The sequence below is a fragment of the Rosenbergiella sp. YN46 genome (assembly GCF_036620675.1).
Lineage (GTDB): Bacteria > Pseudomonadota > Gammaproteobacteria > Enterobacterales > Enterobacteriaceae > Jejubacter.
Genome location: NZ_JAZHEE010000008.1, coordinates 21,495 through 40,080 on the forward strand (window position 1 = coordinate 21,495; position 18,586 = coordinate 40,080).

The following is an 18,586-nucleotide window of genomic DNA, read 5'->3' on the forward strand; positions in this document are numbered from 1 at the left end:
GTTTCAAGGCTTTCCGTTTTATTCGCAAAAACTAGTTTTGGATGCGATTGTCGTATAGCGATTTAAGCGCCATTGAATCGTTGTAAATTTCTACACCTAACTCAAAGCGACTCATATTTTTAATGCCTCTTACATAGTCAGTATTGAGGTAGTGGAACAAACGCCTGGCTTCTGGTTTGCGGATCAAACGTATGATTCCGTAGGCTGATAGCAACAGATCCATGCCACTGTAGGCTGCTTCACCGGTTTTCGCGTCAAACCCTAAAAATTCTGCACCTGCAATATAGCTCTTCTTTATCCGCCAGCCGGACGGGGCGGGTGTGACGATACCTCTGTGTGCCGCACGCCCTCAGCCCGACGTCCTGTCGGGCTGACCCTGGCAGCCGTGAATACTCCGGCGATTTTCAGGACGGAGAGTGTCACCGCCCTGAATCTTCCGCCTGAATTCATCTGAAAGAGCAGACTGAAGCGACGAGGGGGTAGCCTCCCGGCCCGTTCACCCGCGGTGGATTAACAGAGAAGCAGTTGCCTGAAGTGAACGGAATGGCTTGCTGCATCATCATATTCTGCCCAGTTGCTTTTCAGATGAAGGCTGGGGCGGCGGTTGTAGTACGTGATCATGCCGGTTTCGCTATTTCTGCACCAGTGCCGTGTTCTGAAAGAATATGCCGCGCTGGCGGAGGTTCCGTTCACCTTAAGGGTATTTTTATATGTCGGTTTCGGAACCGGTGAACGGGCCAGGGGCTCAAATGCCGCCCCTGACAACCCGGCTTTCCGGCGTGAAAATCGCCGCTGTCGCGGGCCCCTGCGTATTCCCGCCAGCCGGACGGGTCGGGCGTGACGGCACCTCCGTGTGCCGCACGCCCTCAGCCCGACGTCCTGTCGGGCTGACCCTGGCAGCCGTGAATACTCCGGCGATTTTCAGGACGGAGTGTCACCGCCTTTAATCTTCTGCCCTGATTAACAGCAAAGAATGGTGCTGGTCGCTTTTGAGCGCCCCGTCTGAAGCGACGAGGGTGTAGCCTCCCGGCTTAAAAAACGCCGCAGCGTTCACGCAGGGCCGGAGGAGCGACAGGATGTCGCGACAGGGCGAGGTCGCCATGGATGGCGACTCTTGCCCGTTCCGAAAAGCCCGGAGTGATAAGCGAAGGGGCCCCGAAGGGCGTTTTTTACCGCCGGGGAGCCCGGGTTGTCAGGGGAGCGGCGACTGAGCCCCCTGGCCCGTTCACCCGCGGTGGATTAACAGAGAAGCAATTACGCAAAGTGAGCGGAACACCCGTCGCATCATCATATTCTGCCGCTTTTGTTCTGAAACCGGGCGCCGGAGCTGTCTATACCCCTCACCCCGGACCGTACACACCCTGAAGGGAGAGGGAGTTTCTCTCTACTCACTGGCGGTGAATTAGCGGAGAAGCAGGAACCCAAAGTGAACGGAACACCCGCTGCATCATCATATTCTGTCGGTTTTTTGTTTCCGCTTTCGAACACTCCACGCTAATCCGCGATGAACCTTTTTTATTGGGGAAATTTTCCTGAATCTAAGTAAAAAAGTGTCCGTAACGTGGCGCAACCTTGTGCGCCTGGTTAGCATGAACAAAGGTGAAAAATTTTAAGGCGGCATGAAGCTGCGGTTAATAACGTTGATTACGTGAGGAATTCTTGTGGGAAAAGCTAAACAGGCCGTCTGGTCATTGCTGGCGGCAGGAGTGTGTCTGGTGAGCCTGAGCCAGGCGGCGCGGGCGGATTCGCTGGATGAGCAGCGCAGCCGCTATTCACAGATCAAGCAGGCGTGGGACAACCGGCAGATGGATGTGGTGGCACAACTGATGCCTGGCCTGCGTGATTACCCACTCTATCCCTACCTTGAATATCGCCAGATTACCGACTCCCTGAAAAACGAACCGGCCGTCACTGTTAAGCAGTTTATTCAAAAATACCCAACGCTGCCGGTGGCGCGAAGCCTGAAAACACGCTACGTCAATGAGCTGGCGCGCCGCGAAGACTGGCGTGGTCTGCTGGCGTTCAGCCCTGAGGAGCCGCGCGGTATTGAAGCCCAGTGCAATTATTACTACGCGAAGTGGAACACCGGGCAGGCGCAGCAGGCCTGGCAGGGGGCGAAAGCGCTGTGGTTGACCGGCAAGAGCCGACCCAATGCCTGCGACAAACTGTTTTCCGCGTGGCGTTCATCCGGCCAGCAGAGTCCGGAAGCTTACCTTGAGCGGATTCGTCTGGCGATGAAGGCGGGCGATACCGGACTGGTAACTTATCTGGCGCGGGAGATGCCTGCCGATTATCAAACTATCTCCAGCGCTATTATCTCCCTTGCCAATAACCCGAATGACGTACTGACTTTCGCCCGTAGTGTTGCACCCACCAACTTTACCCGCCAGATGGCGGCTGCTGCGTTTGAACGCGTGGCGCGGCAGGACGCGGAAAATGCCCGCCTGATGATCCCTTCACTGGTGCAGGCCCAGAAGCTGGATGAGGCTCAGCAGCAGGAACTGAAGGAGGCCGTGGCCTGGCGCATGATGGGTAATGACGTTACCGATGAACAGGGGCGCTGGCGTGATGACGTGATTATGCGTTCCGATTCCACATCGTTGCTGGAACGCCGGGTGCGTATGGCATTGGGTACTGGCGACAGGCGCGGCCTGAATACCTGGCTGGCGCGCCTGCCGATGGATGCTAAAGAAAAGGATGAATGGCGCTACTGGCAGGCCGATCTGCTGCTGGAGCGCGGGCGTGAGGATGAAGCCAAAGAGATTTTGCACTCGCTGATGAAAGAGCGTGGATTCTATCCGATGGTGGCGGCCCAGCGTCTGGGCGAAGACTACCAACTGCGTATCGATAAAGCCCCATCGGTGAACGGCTCTCTGGTTCAGGGGGCGGAGATGGCCCGGGTTAGGGAGTTGATGTACTGGGGGCTGGATAACACAGCGCGCGGCGAGTGGGCGAATCTGGTTGGCAGCCGTACGGCATCGGAACAGGCGGGGCTTGCACACTATGCGCTGGAGCGCGGCTGGTGGGATCTTAGCGTACAGGCCACCATCGCCGGTAAGCTGTGGAATCATCTGGAAGAACGGTTCCCGCTGGCCTGGCAGTCCACTTTCGAGCGCTATACCCGCGGCAAAGGCATCAGCAGCAGTTATGCGATGGCGATAGCCCGTCAGGAGAGCGCATGGAATCCGAAGGTACGTTCGCCGGTTGGCGCCACGGGGCTAATGCAGATTATGCCCGCCACCGCCAGTCATACGGTGCAGATGAACGGAATTTCAGGCTACAGTGGCAGCAGCCAACTGCTCGATCCGGAAACCAATATCCAGATTGGTACCAGTTATCTTGAATACGTCTACCAGCAGTTTGGCAATAACCGTATCTTCTCTTCAGCGGCCTATAATGCGGGCCCGGGCCGGGTGAAAACCTGGCGTGGCAATAGCGGCGGTCGTATCAATGCGGTTGCTTTCGTCGAGAGCATTCCGTTCTCGGAAACCCGTGGCTATGTGAAGAATGTGCTGGCCTACGACGCTTATTATCGCCACTTTATGGGCGACAGCGCAGCGCAGTTGATGACTGATGCCGAGTGGCAGAGTCGTTACTGATCGGTGATATTATGGTATGCTGCTGTACTAGTGAACGAGTATGGCGGCATATCATGACCCAGCAATCACCTTTTTCTTCGGATCTGAACCTCCAGCGCGACCAGGAGTGGCTACGCTTTGTCGAGCTGCTGAAGCACTCCTTTGATGACGATCTCCATTTGCCGTTACTGACGCTGCTGCTGACACCGGACGAGCGCGATGCGTTGGGCACCCGGGTGCGAATTATCGAAGAGTTGCTGCGTGGTGAAATGAGCCAGCGTGAGCTGAAAAATGAGCTTGGCGCCGGTATTGCCACTATTACCCGCGGCTCGAACAGTCTGAAATCCGCTCCACCCGAGCTGCGTGCCTGGCTGGAGCGGGCTCTGGCGTTGACCGCGCCTCAGCGATAGATGGCGTTATGGAAGGGACTCAGGGCCAGAACCACTGCCTGATGGTACACGCTGGCACGCGTTAGCTGTCCGGCGGTGAAGATGCCGATGGCGCCCTCTTTACGACCCACTTCATCAATTCCGCTCCAGTCCGACATCACCGGCCCCAGCGCCTCACCGGCGCGTATCCGTGTCATAATAGCTTCGGGTAGCGGTAGCGTGGCCGAGCGAGCTTCGCCGCGCTGATCCCGGCTTTCGATAACCACCCAGCTAAAGGTGCTGTCATCGTCAATACCCGCTTCAATCGCGACCCAATAGTCCGCCCTGGGTTCAAGACGGCGGGCGTTGTCCACTCGCTGACGTGCGCCACGTCTTGTTTCCTCACTTCCGAGAGGCTGTTCTGGTACGCCGCTCTCGACGTCAATGGCGTCGATGTGGCAGGATCCGTTACCGAAAATCTGTTCAAAAGCGCCCAGAATCGCCCTAATTTTGGCGGGATTCCGGGTCGCGCAGATGACATGAAGCATATTCTGTGGAACCCTGTTTAAAAATTGTGAGAGTAGTATAACGGATCATAAGCATGTTACAGGTATACCTTGTTCGCCATGGCGAAACGCAGTGGAATGCCGAGCGCCGCATTCAGGGGCAGTCGGACAGCCCGCTTACCGAAAAAGGTGAGCAGCAGGCGCATCAGGTTGCGCAGCGGGTGAGGAACATGGGCATCACTCATGTGATCGCCAGCGATTTGGGGCGCACAAAGCGTACGGCGGAAATTATCGCCGATGCCTGTGGCTGCGAGGTCACGCTGGATCCTCGCCTGCGCGAGTTACATATGGGGGTGCTGGAGCGCCGTCAGCTTGATTCACTCACGCAAGAAGAGGAAGGCTGGCGCCAGCGCTTGGTGAACGGTACGCCGGACGGGCGTATTCCGGAAGGCGAGTCGATGACTGACGTGAGTAAGCGTATGCACGCGGCGCTCAATGCCTGCCTTGAACTGCCGGAAGGAAGCCGCCCGCTGCTGGTCAGCCACGGTATGGCGTTGGGCAGCCTGGTCAGCACCATTTTGGGCCTGCCACCGTACGCCGAGCGTCGCCTGCGTTTGCGCAATTGCTCGCTTTCCCGGGTTGATCATCAGCATAGCCCGTGGCTGGCGTCCGGCTGGGTGGTAGAAACTGCGGGAGACGTCTCGCATCTGGACGCCCCCGCGTTAGATGAACTGCAGCGTTAACGGCGTACCGGAATCAGATATTCACAGCGCAGCTTCTGCGGGTTCGCTTCTACCTTGTCTTTATGGGAAGGGTAGAAGCGTTCAATATCCTGCCCATGGCGTCGGGTCAGATTCAGCGTGGGCATGCAGGTGCCGTATAGGGTCAGAATAAAGTCCTGGATGCCGCTGGTCGGCCCTTCATAGCTAAACTGAACATACTCCCCCCCTTCCAGCGTCACCGGATGTGCTTCATGTGGGCAGCCGTTTGCCTGTTCCGGCAAAATCGCTGTGGTGTAGAAGACTTCCTGCTCGTCATCTTTTTCCTGATTGGGGCGCGGCTCATGCAATCCGTAAAGTACCGGCGGAATGCTCGGCGCATTGCTCAGGAACTGCCGCCAGAACTGCATCCTCATCTCGTTACGGTATTCGCTTACCTGCTCCAGCGTACAGCTGTAGCTTTGAGTAATGCCCAACAGATGAGTTTCCGGCAGCGTTACGAAATGAGGCTGCGGTAGCGTAAACTCGCCAAGGCGGATTGGTGGGCGCATGCCAAAGGCGCTCCATTCCGGCGAGCGGCGATACAAAGCGGGCGTTTGGGCAAACTGTTTTTTAAACGCGCGAGTAAAAGTTTGCTGTGAATCGAAACGGTACTGCAGGGCGATATCCAGAATAGGGCGCGCGGTCAGACGCAGTGCGACAGCGGCCTTGGACAGGCGGCGGGCCCGAATGTAGGCACCAATAGCGTGCCCGGTCACATCCTTGAACATACGTTGCAGGTGCCACTTGGAATAGCCAGCCCTTGCGGCGACGTGATCCAGAGACAGGGGTTGATCGAGATGGCTTTCCAGCCAGGTTAGTAGATCGCGAATGATCCCAGCCTGATCCATATAATATCCTCAATCCTGACGAGCGAGTGCCTGATTTATGTCGCGAATGATATCATTTTTCGATGATTAAGCATTCAGTGTTTTTTTTAACAATATGTGCTTAAAAAATGCGCGCTTCTCTCTGGAAATTTTAATAACGTGATATTAAACGTTTTTTTTATCAGATGTCTAATAGTCACATAACGTAATGTTAAAAATTGGTAACAATATGAAATATAAGGTGTTGGCCACTGCGCTTCTCCTGGCGTTTACCACCCGGGGTGTACAGGCGGAACAGGTAGGTTCTGTCGATACGGTGTTTAAAATATTTGGCCCGGATCACAAAATTGTGGTGGAGGCTTTCGACGATCCTGATGTGGAGAACGTGACCTGTTATCTGAGCCGGGCGAAAACTGGTGGTATTAAAGGGGGACTGGGACTGGCGGAGGATACCGCTGACGCCGCTATATCCTGTCAGCAGGTTGGGCCTATTAACCTGAGCGATAAGATCAAGGCGGGGAAAGCGGAAGGAGAAGTGGTATTCCGTAAGCGGACATCGCTGGTGTTTAAGAAGCTTCAGGTCGTGCGTTTTTATGATAAACGTCGTAATGCACTGATTTATCTTAGCTATTCAGATAAAGTAGTGGAAGGTTCGCCAAAAAATGCACTCAGCGCGGTGCCTGTCATGCCGTGGAAATAATGACGTAATACAAGAAGGCTGCTTACGCGGCCTTCTTGTTGCTCTCCGGGAGCGGATTACTCCTGGAGATCGCCGCAGAAGCGATAGCCTTCGCCGTGAATCGTAGCGATGATTTCCGGCGTATCCGGTACTGATTCAAAGTGTTTACGGATGCGGCGGATGGTGACGTCCACAGTACGGTCGTGTGGCTTCAGCTCGCGGCCGGTCATCTTCTTCAGCAGTTCGGCGCGGGATTGAATTTTGCCCGGATTTTCGCAGAAGTGCAGCATGGCGCGGAATTCGCTACGCGGCAGCTTATACTGCTCACCGGTAGGGCTTACCAGCGAACGGCTGTTGATGTCCAGCTCCCAGCCGTTGAACTTGTAACTTTCAACGGAACGGCGCTCTTCGCTAATGGCGCCCAGGTTCATGGTACGCTGCAGCAGGTTACGGGCGCGGATGGTCAGCTCGCGTGGGTTGAACGGTTTGGTGATGTAATCATCCGCACCGATCTCAAGGCCCAGGATCTTGTCCACTTCATTGTCCCTGCCAGTCAGGAACATCAACGCCACATTTGCCTGTTCGCGCAGCTCGCGGGCCAGCAGCAGGCCATTTTTACCCGGCAGGTTGATATCCATGATCACGAGGTTAACGTCATTATCAGAAAGAATCTGATGCATTTCGGCGCCATCGGTCGCTTCAAAGACATCGTAGCCTTCTGCCTCGAAAATGCTTTTCAACGTGTTGCGTGTTACCAACTCGTCTTCAACGATAAGAATATGAGGGGTCTGCATGTTTGCTACCTAAAATTGCCAACTAAATCGAAACAGGAGTACAGAAGTCCCTGACCTGCCTGGTACATGTCGCAAATTAACATGACCGGCCATACATGACTAAAGTACGTAATTGCGTTCTTGATGCTCAATCCATCAACGTCAACAACATCATTAGCTTGGTCGTGGGTTCTATATCCCTCAAGACCCGACGGTGTTAAAAACGGCTGTAATCCTAACCATTTTAACAGCAACATAACAGGGTATGAGGTTTCCGACACCCAATAAAACTACGCTTCGTTGACATATATCAATTTCAATTGTAGCACGTTAACAGAGTGATGAAATCTTCATAGCGTACTGGTTCTTTTCGTCACATTTTTTTAATAACCGCACTGGTTTCCCTGATGAATCGATAAACGAAATCAATGGAAATAGCCGGGCGCGGTGCCTGGGTATTTATAGCTGATGAACAACAAGATATCTGTTACAACACCGCTGATATCGTTTGTACACGAATGCGTAAATTTATAAGTTTTTATTATAAATCACCCTATGCAAAAAGGGGAGAAAATTGTTGCAATAAAGTAAATTGTCGACGCGAATTTTTTCCATTTCCGCGCTACTGGATTTCCTGTTGGCGTTTGTTGGTTTTAGTATAAAGAGAGATTATGCGTTTAGTGATCATTCTGGTCGGGCCGGCCAGAGCCGAAAATATTGGCGCAGCCGCGCGTGCCATGAAGACCATGGGCTTTAGCGAAATGCGGATTGTGGATAGTGAGGCGCACCATCTGCCTGCCGCACGTTACGTCGCTCATGGTTCAACAGATATTATTGATAATATTAAAGAATATTCGACTCTCGATGCCGCCTTACACGACATCGATTTCACCGTCGCAACAACAGCGCGTACCCGGGCGCAGTATCACTACTACGCCACTCCCCAACAGTTGGTGCCGCTGCTGGAGGAAAAAGGGCGCTGGCTGCCCACTCTGGCGCTGGTGTTTGGCAGGGAGGATTCCGGGTTGACTAACGAGGAGCTGGCGCTGGCTGATATTTTGACAGGCGTGCCTATGGCTGCTGATTACCCGTCCCTTAATCTTGGACAGGCGGTGATGGTTTATTGCTATCAGCTTTCCGGGTTGCTGCAGATTGAGACCCGGGCGAAGGCTCAGGCCGATGCCGGGCAATTGCGGGCACTGCGTCAGCGCATTGCCCGACTGCTGACCCGGCTGGCGGTCGCGGACGATGTCAAATTATCCGCCTGGCTGGAACAGCGTATCGGCCTGTTGGCGCAAAGAGACACGGCGATGCTGCATCAGTTGCTGCATGATATCGAAAAAAAGATCCCGGATGATGATTCTGCTGAGGAATGACAATCTGGCATAAACGCCTGGTTCCTGACGTTGAAACTGGCGGATATGACAAGCTGGCCGGCTGTCCGTAGTGAGGGGGGAGAAAGCTAATCACGGTGAGTAACTTAAAAATTCGTTGACTTAATCCGGCGGATACTTTAACCAATATATAACTCAAGACGGACAGAATAATTCAGAGCACACAAACATCATGAATCGCATCGGCCTGATCACCATGACCATTACCACCACCATTACCACGGGTAACGGGGCGGGCTGACGCGTACAGGAAAAACTGAAAAAAGCCCGCACCCAAAAGGATGCGGGCTTTTTTTTGAGCTTAAAAAACCCAGGGGGATATCTGGACATGCGAGTGTTGAAATTCGGCGGTACATCAGTGGCGAATGCCCAGCGATTTTTGCGGGTCGCCGACATTCTGGAAAGCAATGCCGGACAGGGGCAGGTAGCGACCGTGCTTTCTGCCCCGGCTAAAATCACCAATCACCTGGTGGCCATGATTGAAAAAACCATCGCCGGCCAGGATCCACTGCCGAATATCAGCGATGCTGAACAGATTTTCGACGCTCTGCTGCAGGGATTGGCGGAGGCGCAACCTGGTTTCCCTCTGGAGCGCATGAAAGATTTGGTAGGCCAGGAGTTCTCGCGAATCAAACACGTGCTGCATGGCATCAGCCTGCTGGGGCAGTGCCCCGATGCTATCAACGCATCGCTGATCTGCCGCGGCGAAAAGCTCTCCATCGCCATCATGGATGCATTGCTCCAGGCGCGGGGCCATCAGGTTACGGTTCTTGACCCGGTAGAGAAGCTGCTGGCAGTGGGACATTATCTTGAATCTACGGTGGATATCGCTGAATCGACCCGCCGTATCGCGGCCGGGCGCATTCCTGCCGAGCATATGATCCTGATGGCTGGCTTTACCGCTGGTAACGATAAAGGCGAACTGGTGGTGCTGGGGCGTAACGGCTCCGATTATTCCGCTGCCGTGCTGGCCGCCTGTCTGCGAGCCGACTGTTGCGAGATCTGGACTGATGTCGACGGGGTTTATACCTGTGACCCGCGTCAGGTTCCGGACGCCAGACTACTGAAGTCGATGTCTTACCAGGAAGCCATGGAGCTTTCTTATTTCGGCGCCAAGGTTCTTCATCCCCGCACGCTTTCCCCCATCGCCCAGTTTCAGATTCCCTGTTTGATTAAAAATACCGGCAATCCTCAGGCGCCTGGCACCCTGATTGGCCTGGATAGTGATGCGTCTGAAAGTCTGCCGGTTAAGGGCATCTCCAACCTGAATAATATGGCGATGTTCAGCGTATCCGGCCCGGGAATGAAAGGGATGGTCGGCATGGCGGCCAGAGTGTTCGCCACCATGTCGCGCAGCGGCATCTCGGTGGTGCTCATTACGCAATCTTCATCTGAATACAGTATTAGCTTCTGTGTGCCCCAGAGCGATGCGCTGCGCGCCAGACGCGCCCTGGAAGAGGAATTCCATCTGGAGTTGAAAGAGGGGCTGCTGGAGCCGCTTTCCATTACCGAGCGTCTGGCGATTATCTCGGTCGTGGGCGACGGTATGCGCACGCTGCGCGGTATTTCCGCGAAGTTCTTTGCGGCGCTGGCTCGGGCCAATATCAATATCGTAGCTATTGCTCAGGGCTCTTCAGAACGTTCCATCTCCGTGGTGGTGAATAATGATGACGCCACGACTGGCGTGCGCGTAGTACACCAGATGCTGTTTAACACCGAACAGGTGCTGGAAGTGTTCCTGATAGGCGTCGGCGGCGTCGGCAGCGCCCTGCTTGAACAGATCAAGCGCCAGCAGACGTGGCTTAAGAAAAAGAATATCGACCTGCGGGTGTGTGGCGTGGCGAACTCCCGGGCCATGATGACCAACGTCCACGGTCTGGATCTTGAAGCCTGGCGCCCGGCGCTGGAAGAAGCCTCGGAGCCGTTTAATCTCGGGCGTTTGATTCGCCTGGTGAAGGACTACCATCTGCTGAACCCGGTGATTGTTGACTGTACTTCCAGCCAGGCAGTAGGCGATCAGTATGCTGACTTCCTGAGTGAAGGCTTCCACGTGGTAACGCCGAACAAGAAGGCCAATACCTCTTCCATGGCTTACTATCATCAGCTGCGGACTGCAGCGGGCCGGTCGCGCCGTAAGTTCCTGTATGACACCAACGTTGGCGCCGGCTTACCGGTTATCGAAAATCTGCAAAATCTGCTGAATGCCGGTGATGAGCTCCAGCGCTTCTCCGGGATCCTTTCCGGCTCGCTCTCTTTCATTTTTGGTAAGCTGGATGAAGGCATGAGCCTGTCGGAAGCGACCCGCACGGCACGTGAGATGGGTTACACCGAGCCGGATCCGCGCGACGATCTTTCTGGTATGGATGTGGCCCGTAAGCTGCTGATCCTCGCTCGTGAAAGCGGCTACAGCCTGGAACTGGAGGATATTTTTATTGAGCCGGTATTGCCTGAAAGCTTCGACGCCAGCGGTTCGGTAGAGGCGTTTATGGCGCGTCTGCCGCAGCTTGACGATCTGTTTTCCTCGAAGGTGGCGCAGGCGCGAGACGAAGGTAAGGTTTTGCGCTATGTCGGAATGATCGATGAACAGGGCGCCTGCCGGGTGCAAATCGCGGCGGTAGATGGCAACGACCCGCTGTATAAAGTGAAAAATGGTGAGAACGCGCTGGCGTTTTACAGCCACTATTATCAGCCTTTGCCGCTGGTTCTGCGCGGCTACGGCGCCGGCAACGATGTGACGGCGGCTGGCGTTTTTGCCGATCTGCTGCGCACTCTTTCCTGGAATTCGGGAGTTTAATGATGGTCAAAGTTTATGCCCCTGCCTCAATTGGCAACGTCAGCGTCGGCTTCGACGTGCTGGGGGCGGCGGTATCGCCGGTCGACGGTTCGCTACTGGGGGACTGCGTTAGCGTGGCGGGAGCCAGTCAGTTCAGTCTGGAAAACGCCGGGCGTTTTGTCAGCAAGCTTCCTGCCAGGGCGCAGGACAACATTGTCTATCAGTGTTGGGAGCGCTTCTGCGGGGAGATCGGTGAGCAGATTCCGGTGGCGATGACCCTGGAAAAGAATATGCCGATTGGCTCCGGGCTGGGCTCCAGCGCCTGCTCGGTGGTAGCGGCGCTGGTTGCGCTCAACGAATTTTGTGATAGGCCGCTGGATAAGACCCGGTTGCTGGCGCTGATGGGGGAACTGGAAGGGCGTATCTCTGGCAGCGTTCACTACGATAATGTGGCGCCCTGCTATCTGGGCGGTATGCAGTTGATGATAGAAGAGCAGGGGATTATCAGTCAGTCTGTTCCCTGTTTCACGGAGTGGTTCTGGGTGATGGCTTACCCGGGAATTAAAGTTTCCACCGCTGAAGCCCGGGCGATTCTGCCAGCGCAGTATCGTCGTCAGGACTGTATTAGCCATGGGCGTGGTCTGGCGGGGTTTATTCACGCCTGCCATAGCGGTCAGCCGGCGCTGGCGGCAGCGCTGATGCGCGATGTGATCGCCGAGCCTTACCGGGCGAAGCTGCTGCCGGGATTTGCCGAAGCACGACGCGCCGTTAGTGAAATCGGCGCGTTGGCCTGCGGCATTTCTGGCTCTGGCCCGACGCTGTTTGCAGTATGCGATAAGCGTGAAACGGCGCAGCGCGCGGCAGACTGGCTCGACCAACACTATTTACAGAATGATGAAGGCTTCGTTCATATTTGCCGTCTGGATACGGCGGGCGCACGAGTACTGGGATAACGCATGAAACTCTACAATCTGAAAGATCATAATGAGCAGGTCAGCTTTGCGCAGGCCGTGACGCAGGGGCTGGGGAAGAATCAGGGCCTGTTTTTTCCGCACGAGCTGCCGGAATTCAGCCTGACGGAGATCGATGAGCTGCTGGCGATGGATTTTGTGCCGCGCAGCAGCCGTATTTTGTCGGCCTTTATCGGCGACGAAATTACGCCGGAAATTCTGGAAGAGCGGGTACGGGCCGCCTTCACTTTCCCGGCGCCGGTAGCGAAAGTCAGTGACGATGTGGCCTGTCTGGAGCTGTTCCACGGGCCGACCCTGGCGTTCAAGGATTTCGGCGGCCGCTTTATGGCCCAGATGCTGACGCACATCAGCGGCGATAAGCCGGTGACGATTCTGACCGCCACCTCCGGTGATACCGGTGCCGCGGTCGCTCACGCTTTCTACGGTCTGAAAAACGTACGGGTGGTGATTCTCTATCCGCGCGGCAAGATAAGCCCTCTGCAGGAAAAACTGTTCTGTACCCTTGGCGGTAATATTGAAACCGTCGCGGTGGAAGGCGATTTTGACGCCTGCCAGGCGCTGGTGAAGCAGGCTTTTGATGATGAGCTTCTGAAGCAGCAGTTGGGGCTGAATTCCGCAAATTCCATCAACATCAGCCGCCTGCTGGCGCAGATTTGCTACTACTTTGAAGCGGTGGCGCAGCTGCCGCAGGAAGCCCGTAATCAGTTGGTGGTATCCGTGCCGAGCGGTAACTTCGGCGATCTGACCGCCGGGCTGCTGGCGAAAGCGCTGGGGCTGCCGGTGAAGCGTTTTATTGCCGCTACCAATGTTAACGACACCGTGCCGCGCTATCTGGAAAGCGGTGAGTGGTCGCCCCATTCGACCCGTGCGACGCTTTCCAATGCGATGGATGTCAGCCAGCCCAATAACTGGCCGCGGGTTGAAGAGTTGTTCCGCCGTAAGACCTGGCGCCTGAGCGATCTTGGCTACGCTGCCGTGGACGATGAAACCACCAAAGCGACCGTGCGCGAACTGAAAGGGCTGGGGTATCTTTCCGAGCCCCATGCCGCGGTAGCCTGGCGCGCGCTGCGTGATAATTTGCAGCCCGGTGAATTTGGTCTGTTCCTGGGGACTGCGCATCCGGCGAAGTTTAAGGAAAGCGTTGAAGAGATCCTTGGCGAGTCTCTGGAGCTGCCCGAAGCACTGGCTGAGCGTGCCGATCTTCCCCTGCTATCCAGCGTTATCCCAGCGGATTTCACTGTTTTGAGTCAGCTTCTGTTGACGGGTAAGTAAAGGTATTTTTCTGTCAAGAGCCGCCCTGATGGGCGGTTTTTTTATTTTTATCGGAAATTATGGAGAAAATGTGCAGGTAAAAAGCAGAAAATATGTATGAATTATCTATGCGTGCGAGCAGGGCGTAATTCGGACTTCGCAGGATAAAAAACTGATTTTTGCTCCAGTAGGATGAATGCGTAGTCCCGAAAGGGGCGAGAATAAGGAGAAGACGATGTTAAGAGCCTTCACTCTGGCACTCATAATGATGATAGCAGCGCCCTTTGCGGCACAGGCCCACGATCGTCGACCGCCGCCGCGCCACCACCATTTCGACCACGAACGCCATCACTGGCATCGTCCGCCGCCGCCGCCGCCGCGTTACCACCATCACGGGCATTGGTCACCGCCGCACCATCGCCATCATCACCACCACCACCATTAACAACGACGCCAGCCTGAAGGCTGGCGTTCTGGCGTTAGCGTTCGTGCCGTTTAAACACCAGTTCACGGGAGTCAGAGGCGTCGGCATCAAAGAAGTAGCCGTCGCTATCAAACGCGGTGAGCTGTTCTGGTCGGGTCAGCCTGTTTTCGATGATATAGCGGCTCATCAGGCCACGGGCTTTCTTGGCATAAAAGCTAATCACCTTGAACTTGCCGTTTTTCTCATCCAGGAAGACCGGTTTAATTACCGTTGCCTCCAGCTTTTTCGGCCGTACCGATTTAAAGTATTCATCTGAAGCCAGGTTTACCACTACGTCGTCTTTTTGTTCTGCCAGCGTGGCGTTCAGGGTATCGGTAATGATGTCGCCCCAGAAGCTGTAGAGATCTTTACCTTTCGGATTAGCCAGTTTAATGCCCATTTCCAGGCGATAGGGCTGCATCAGATCCAGCGGGCGTAGTACGCCATACAGCCCGGAGAGCATGCGTAAGTGGCGCTGGGCGAAATCGAAATCCTCTTCGCTTAAGGTTTCTGCCTGCAGGCCGGTGTAGACATCGCCTTTAAAGGCAAGGATGGCCTGGCGGGCGTTTTGCGGTGTGAAGTCCGGGTGCCAGTCATGGAAGCGCGTTGCGTTTAGCGATGCTAGCTTATCGCTAATGCCCATCAGTGAAGCAATTTGTGGTTCGGAAAGCTTACGGGCCTCGCGGATTAACTGCTGTGAATATTCCAGCAGAGCAGGCTGGGTGTAGCGTTGGGTGGCAAGGGGGCTCTGGTAATCCAGAGTCTTGGCAGGTGAAATCAGAATAAGCATCTCTTTTCCTTGCGAGGTTGATTCGGGTTCTGGCGGAGCATACGGAATTCAGCCCGGACTACTGTAGCAAATCTGGCGGATATTATGGCCGATGGTTGTAATCGGAAATCGATGGCGTGTGACGCTTCGCATTATCCCAGACACCGGGCTCCAGCTGGCTGTGAATCTCCGGGAAGCGTTCGGGATTAAAGACCGGCATCTTACCCAGGGCCTGCTGGCGCTGCCAGTCTCTGGTGAGTTCCTGCACTACCGGAGAAAGCAGTAAAATCGCGGCCAGGTTAATAATTGCCATCAGCGCCGTCATAATGCTGGCCAACTGCCAGATGCCGGGCATATAAAACAGGCAGCCGGCAACCACGGTGAGGAGTATGCACAGCCGGAAGAACAGGCGTCTGGCGGCGGTCGAACGTAGCATAAAGTTCAGGTTATTCTCGGCGTAAACGACGTTGGCGATAATTGTGGTAAAAGCGAAAAGAACGATAATCAGCGTGACCAGCGTGCTGCCCCATTCGCCAGCCAGTGAAGCCATAGCAAGGTGGAGAATGGCGATACCGTTATTTTGTAGCTCGGGCATTTCGAGTACGCCGGAGAGCAATATGATCATCGCGGTGATGCTGCACAGGATCAGCGTATCGAAGGCGACGCCAAACATTTGTACTAATCCCTGAACCGCCGGATGAGGCGGCCATGAAACCGCCGCCGCTGCAACGTTGGGGGTTGAGCCTATGCCTGCTTCGTTAGAGTACATTCCGTGCTGAAACCCCTGACTCAATGCCTGGCTCAGGGTGTAGCCCAGCGTACCGGCGGCCACTTCGTGCCAGCCAAAAGCGCTGCGGATCACCACGCCAAGAACGAAGGGAAGCCGGTCGATATGCCACAGTATGAGTCCCAGTCCCGGCAGCAGCCAGCACAGGCTCATGAGTGGCGCCAGCCACAGCGCGATGGCTGCTACACCCTGAATTCCGCGGCGAATTGCCAGTGCGCACAGAATGAATAGCGCGATGCTAATCGCCAGCGGGGAAATATTGAAGGTCTGATGCAACGCCCGGGAAATGGCGGAAGCCTGAAGGTAGTTAGCGATAAAGCCGAAGGCGATTATCAGCATGATGGCAAACAGGGTTCCCATCCAGCGCATACCCAGTCCCCGGGTCATGTACCAGGCGGGGCCGCCCTGAAACTGACCGCGCTCGTTGCGGGTTTTATAGAGCTGCGCCAGAGAACATTCGGCGAAGGAGATCCCCATACCGATAATGCCTGTGATCCACATCCAGAAAATCGCGCCGGGACCTCCGGCTGCCAGCGCCAGCGCCACACCGGACAGACTGCCGACGCCGACCCGAGCCGCGAGGCTAATAAGCAAGGCCTGAAGCGTGCTAAGACCATCTCCTGGCGGTATTATGCGGCGCCTGAGCAGGGCGCAAAACGTGCGTAAATGACGGAACTGGATATAACCGGTATTCCAGGTAAACCAGATGCCCGCGCCAGCCAGCAGGTAGATGAGGATTGAGCCCCATATCAGGTCGCTCAGAAATAACAAAAAATCGTGCATTGATGTCCTTTAATGCCGCGCCCTGGTCGCTCCGTGCCGTACGCTGATCCGACCGTCCGTCATGTCGTGGTAATAATTCTTAGAGTTTATCACAGAGGGTGAGTCCGTGGTGACTCCGGTTGCACCGGAGGAGGGGCGTGATATTATCGAGTGAGATCGGTTACATCTCACTAACAAGTAGTTTTAACGAGAAATCTATCATGACGGATAAATTGACCTCCCTGCGTCAGTACACCACTGTCGTGGCTGACACCGGAGACATCGCGGCGATGAAGCTGTATCAGCCGCAGGATGCCACAACCAACCCTTCACTGATTCTCAATGCCGCTCAGATTCCTGAATACCGCAAGCTTATCGACGATGCCGTTGAATGGGCGCGCGGCCAGAGCAGCGATCGTGCGCAGCAGGTGGTGGATGCCACCGACAAGCTGGCGGTAAACATCGGTCTTGAGATCCTGAAACTTATCCCCGGTCGTATCTCTACCGAAGTGGATGCGCGTCTCTCTTACGATACTGAAGCGAGTATCGCCAAGGCGAAGCGCCTGATCAAAATGTACAATGATGCCGGCATCGGCAACGATCGCATCCTCATCAAACTGGCTTCTACCTGGCAGGGGATCCGTGCCGCCGAGCAGCTGGAAAAAGAGGGCATCAACTGTAACCTGACGCTGCTGTTCTCCTTCGCTCAGGCTCGCGCCTGCGCCGAAGCGGGCGTTTATCTGATCTCGCCGTTCGTTGGCCGTATCCTCGACTGGTATAAAGCCAACACCGACAAGAAAGAGTATGCGGCCTCTGAAGATCCGGGGGTGGTGTCGGTTAGCGAAATCTACCAGTACTACAAAGAGCACGGTTATGAAACCGTGGTGATGGGCGCGAGCTTCCGTAACGCGGGCGAAATCCTTGAGCTGGCGGGCTGCGATCGCCTGACTATCGCTCCGGCTTTGTTGAAAGAGCTGGCGGAAAGCGAAGGTGCAGTTGAGCGTAAGCTCTCTTATGTGGGCGATGTGAAGGCTCGTCCGGAGCGTATGACCGAGTCTGAGTTCCTGTGGAGTCACAACCAGGATCCGATGGCGGTTGATAAACTGGCGGAAGGTATCCGCAAATTTGCCATTGACCAGGAAAAACTGGAAAAAATGGTCAGCGAACTGCTGTAATCCCCCGTGGCCGGATGACCGGCCACGCTTTCCCTCATTTTGCGTTTCACCTCCTTCTGTCTGCAATTCCCTTCACAGTGTATGATTCGGGTATGAACCACTGATTTACGGATTTGCTATGAACACCTTACGTATTGGTTTAGTTTCTGTTTCCGATCGCGCCTCCAGTGGCGTTTACCAGGACAAGGGCATTCCGGCTCTGGAAGCCTGGCTGGAGCAGGCGCTTGCTTCGCCGTACCGGCTGGAGAATCGCCTTATCCCTGATGAACGTCAGCTGATTGAGCAAACCCTGTGCGAACTGGTGGATGAGATGGGCTGCCATCTGGTGCTGACCACTGGCGGTACCGGGCCCGCCCGACGCGATGTGACGCCGGATGCCACGCTGGCGGTGGCTGACCGTGAAATGCCTGGTTTCGGTGAGCAGATGCGTCAGGTGAGCCTGCGCTTTGTTCCTACCGCGATTCTGTCGCGTCAGGTGGGAGTCATTCGCAAACAGGCGCTGATCCTCAACCTGCCCGGCCAGCCGAAGGCTATCCAGGAAACCCTGGAAGGGGTGAAGGACGATGCCGGCAATGTGCTGGTGCACGGTATTTTTGCCAGCGTGCCATACTGCATTCAACTGCTGGAAGGCCCTTACGTCGAAACTCATCCTCAGGTGGTCGCCGCCTTCCGCCCGAAAAGCGCCCGACGCGAGAATGCCGGCTGAGTTCGCTTTTTTACATCTCTGATCGCTGTATATAGCTGTCACG

Annotated in this window: 19 protein-coding genes, 1 pseudogene and 1 other annotated feature; of the genes and pseudogenes, 14 read left to right on the forward strand and 6 right to left on the reverse strand. The window is 55.3% G+C overall.

The window, feature by feature from the left end; genetic code table 11:
• Positions 1-31 precede the first annotated feature (31 nt).
• The gene (locus tag V3W49_RS08760; RefSeq protein ID WP_500145071.1) at positions 32-328 is read right to left on the reverse strand and encodes a DUF4225 domain-containing protein; all 297 of its coding nucleotides are present in this window, start codon (positions 326-328) and stop codon (positions 32-34) included.
• 421 nt (positions 329-749) lie between these two features.
• Here V3W49_RS08760 and V3W49_RS08765 point away from each other — a divergent pair, with 421 nt between their 5' ends.
• The 3 genes from V3W49_RS08765 to trpR all read left to right on the forward strand — a co-directional run bounded on the left by V3W49_RS08765 (position 750) and on the right by trpR (position 3,988).
• Complete coding sequence (locus V3W49_RS08765; protein ID WP_500144971.1) at positions 750-947, forward strand: hypothetical protein; 198 nt, start codon at positions 750-752, stop codon at positions 945-947.
• A 714-nt stretch (positions 948-1,661) separates the two neighbouring features.
• On the forward strand, positions 1,662-3,599 hold the full coding sequence (sltY, locus tag V3W49_RS08770) for a murein transglycosylase (RefSeq protein ID WP_500144972.1): 1,938 nt from the start codon (positions 1,662-1,664) through the stop codon (positions 3,597-3,599).
• A 53-nt stretch (positions 3,600-3,652) separates the two neighbouring features.
• Complete coding sequence (gene trpR / locus V3W49_RS08775; protein ID WP_500144973.1) at positions 3,653-3,988, forward strand: trp operon repressor; 336 nt, start codon at positions 3,653-3,655, stop codon at positions 3,986-3,988.
• Here the strand turns inward: trpR and yjjX are convergent.
• Entirely contained in the window at positions 3,979-4,494 is a 516-nt protein-coding gene (gene yjjX, locus V3W49_RS08780) for an inosine/xanthosine triphosphatase (RefSeq protein WP_500144974.1), read from the reverse strand. The genes trpR and yjjX overlap by 10 nt on opposite strands.
• A 53-nt stretch (positions 4,495-4,547) precedes the next feature.
• Between yjjX and gpmB the strand changes: the two genes are divergently transcribed.
• Complete coding sequence (gene gpmB, locus V3W49_RS08785; protein ID WP_500144975.1) at positions 4,548-5,195, forward strand: 2,3-diphosphoglycerate-dependent phosphoglycerate mutase GpmB; 648 nt, start codon at positions 4,548-4,550, stop codon at positions 5,193-5,195.
• Here gpmB and robA read toward each other — a convergent pair.
• Entirely contained in the window at positions 5,192-6,061 is an 870-nt protein-coding gene (gene robA, locus V3W49_RS08790; RefSeq protein WP_500144976.1) for an MDR efflux pump AcrAB transcriptional activator RobA, read from the reverse strand. The two genes, gpmB and robA, sit on opposite strands and share 4 nt — an antisense overlap.
• A gap of 208 nt (positions 6,062-6,269) precedes the next feature.
• On the opposite strand from robA, the gene creA reads away from it, so the two are divergent.
• A complete protein-coding gene (gene creA / locus V3W49_RS08795; protein WP_500144977.1) occupies positions 6,270-6,740 on the forward strand; it encodes a protein CreA in 471 nt (156 codons plus the stop codon).
• A gap of 56 nt (positions 6,741-6,796) precedes the next feature.
• Here the strand turns inward: creA and arcA are convergent, their stop codons facing one another.
• Positions 6,797-7,513: a two-component system response regulator ArcA gene (arcA, locus tag V3W49_RS08800; RefSeq protein ID WP_500144978.1), complete on the reverse strand. Its 717-nt coding sequence runs from the start codon at positions 7,511-7,513 to the stop codon at positions 6,797-6,799.
• 95 nt (positions 7,514-7,608) lie between these two features.
• Here arcA and yjjY point away from each other — a divergent pair.
• The 7 genes and pseudogenes from yjjY to V3W49_RS08835 all read left to right on the forward strand — a co-directional run bounded on the left by yjjY (position 7,609) and on the right by V3W49_RS08835 (position 14,326).
• Positions 7,609-7,751 (forward strand): annotated as a pseudogene (gene yjjY / locus V3W49_RS08805) (YjjY family protein).
• A 412-nt stretch (positions 7,752-8,163) separates the two neighbouring features.
• Positions 8,164-8,868, forward strand: a complete 705-nt coding sequence (locus V3W49_RS08810; RefSeq protein ID WP_500144979.1) for a tRNA/rRNA methyltransferase — start codon at positions 8,164-8,166, stop codon at positions 8,866-8,868.
• A 190-nt stretch (positions 8,869-9,058) separates the two neighbouring features.
• Positions 9,059-9,127 carry a thr operon leader peptide gene (gene thrL, locus V3W49_RS08815; RefSeq protein WP_500145072.1) on the forward strand — a complete coding sequence of 23 codons (69 nt, stop codon included), beginning with the start codon at positions 9,059-9,061 and terminating at the stop codon, positions 9,125-9,127.
• Positions 9,066-9,184 (forward strand) — a sequence feature (Thr leader region). Its footprint overlaps the gene before it by 62 nt.
• Positions 9,185-9,214: 30 nt before the next feature.
• Positions 9,215-11,680: a bifunctional aspartate kinase/homoserine dehydrogenase I gene (gene thrA, locus V3W49_RS08820; protein ID WP_500144980.1), complete on the forward strand. Its 2,466-nt coding sequence runs from the start codon at positions 9,215-9,217 to the stop codon at positions 11,678-11,680.
• A gap of 2 nt (positions 11,681-11,682) precedes the next feature.
• Positions 11,683-12,612: a homoserine kinase gene (thrB, locus tag V3W49_RS08825; protein WP_500145073.1), complete on the forward strand. Its 930-nt coding sequence runs from the start codon at positions 11,683-11,685 to the stop codon at positions 12,610-12,612.
• A 3-nt stretch (positions 12,613-12,615) separates the two neighbouring features.
• Complete coding sequence (gene thrC, locus V3W49_RS08830; protein WP_500144981.1) at positions 12,616-13,902, forward strand: threonine synthase; 1,287 nt, start codon at positions 12,616-12,618, stop codon at positions 13,900-13,902.
• Positions 13,903-14,116: 214 nt separating this feature from the next.
• Positions 14,117-14,326: a hypothetical protein gene (locus V3W49_RS08835; RefSeq protein WP_500144982.1), complete on the forward strand. Its 210-nt coding sequence runs from the start codon at positions 14,117-14,119 to the stop codon at positions 14,324-14,326.
• 34 nt (positions 14,327-14,360) lie between these two features.
• On the opposite strand, the gene yaaA is transcribed toward V3W49_RS08835, so the two are convergent.
• Positions 14,361-15,134 (reverse strand): peroxide stress protein YaaA, encoded by a 774-nt coding sequence (gene yaaA, locus V3W49_RS08840; RefSeq protein ID WP_500144983.1) that lies wholly within the window; start codon positions 15,132-15,134, stop codon positions 14,361-14,363.
• An 82-nt stretch (positions 15,135-15,216) separates the two neighbouring features.
• Positions 15,217-16,683 carry an alanine/glycine:cation symporter family protein gene (locus tag V3W49_RS08845; RefSeq protein ID WP_500144984.1) on the reverse strand — a complete coding sequence of 489 codons (1,467 nt, stop codon included), beginning with the start codon at positions 16,681-16,683 and terminating at the stop codon, positions 15,217-15,219.
• 200 nt (positions 16,684-16,883) lie between these two features.
• Here V3W49_RS08845 and tal point away from each other — a divergent pair, with 200 nt between their 5' ends.
• Together tal and mog are read left to right on the forward strand one after the other, a co-directional pair.
• Positions 16,884-17,837 (forward strand): transaldolase, encoded by a 954-nt coding sequence (gene tal, locus V3W49_RS08850; RefSeq protein WP_500144985.1) that lies wholly within the window; start codon positions 16,884-16,886, stop codon positions 17,835-17,837.
• Positions 17,838-17,955: 118 nt separating this feature from the next.
• Positions 17,956-18,543 (forward strand): molybdopterin adenylyltransferase, encoded by a 588-nt coding sequence (gene mog, locus V3W49_RS08855; protein ID WP_500144986.1) that lies wholly within the window; start codon positions 17,956-17,958, stop codon positions 18,541-18,543.
• Positions 18,544-18,586 lie beyond the last annotated feature (43 nt).

Excerpts from the sequence above, each read along its gene's own strand:
- trpR (WP_500144973.1), top strand. The coding sequence starts at position 3,653 with ATGACCCAGCAATCACCTTTTTCTTCGGATCTGAACCTCCAGCGCGAC.
- gpmB (WP_500144975.1), top strand. The coding sequence starts at position 4,548 with ATGTTACAGGTATACCTTGTTCGCCATGGCGAAACGCAGTGGAATGCC.
- thrC (WP_500144981.1), top strand. The coding sequence starts at position 12,616 with ATGAAACTCTACAATCTGAAAGATCATAATGAGCAGGTCAGCTTTGCG.
- robA (WP_500144976.1), bottom strand. The coding sequence starts at position 6,061 with ATGGATCAGGCTGGGATCATTCGCGATCTACTAACCTGGCTGGAAAGC.
- yjjX (WP_500144974.1), bottom strand. The coding sequence starts at position 4,494 with ATGCTTCATGTCATCTGCGCGACCCGGAATCCCGCCAAAATTAGGGCG.
- mog (WP_500144986.1), top strand. The coding sequence starts at position 17,956 with ATGAACACCTTACGTATTGGTTTAGTTTCTGTTTCCGATCGCGCCTCC.
- tal (WP_500144985.1), top strand. The coding sequence starts at position 16,884 with ATGACGGATAAATTGACCTCCCTGCGTCAGTACACCACTGTCGTGGCT.
- V3W49_RS08765 (WP_500144971.1), top strand. The coding sequence starts at position 750 with ATGCCGCCCCTGACAACCCGGCTTTCCGGCGTGAAAATCGCCGCTGTC.
- thrA (WP_500144980.1), top strand. The coding sequence starts at position 9,215 with ATGCGAGTGTTGAAATTCGGCGGTACATCAGTGGCGAATGCCCAGCGA.
- thrB (WP_500145073.1), top strand. The coding sequence starts at position 11,683 with ATGGTCAAAGTTTATGCCCCTGCCTCAATTGGCAACGTCAGCGTCGGC.
- yaaA (WP_500144983.1), bottom strand. The coding sequence starts at position 15,134 with ATGCTTATTCTGATTTCACCTGCCAAGACTCTGGATTACCAGAGCCCC.
- arcA (WP_500144978.1), bottom strand. The coding sequence starts at position 7,513 with ATGCAGACCCCTCATATTCTTATCGTTGAAGACGAGTTGGTAACACGC.
- V3W49_RS08835 (WP_500144982.1), top strand. The coding sequence starts at position 14,117 with ATGTTAAGAGCCTTCACTCTGGCACTCATAATGATGATAGCAGCGCCC.
- V3W49_RS08845 (WP_500144984.1), bottom strand. The coding sequence starts at position 16,683 with ATGCACGATTTTTTGTTATTTCTGAGCGACCTGATATGGGGCTCAATC.
- V3W49_RS08810 (WP_500144979.1), top strand. The coding sequence starts at position 8,164 with ATGCGTTTAGTGATCATTCTGGTCGGGCCGGCCAGAGCCGAAAATATT.
- creA (WP_500144977.1), top strand. The coding sequence starts at position 6,270 with ATGAAATATAAGGTGTTGGCCACTGCGCTTCTCCTGGCGTTTACCACC.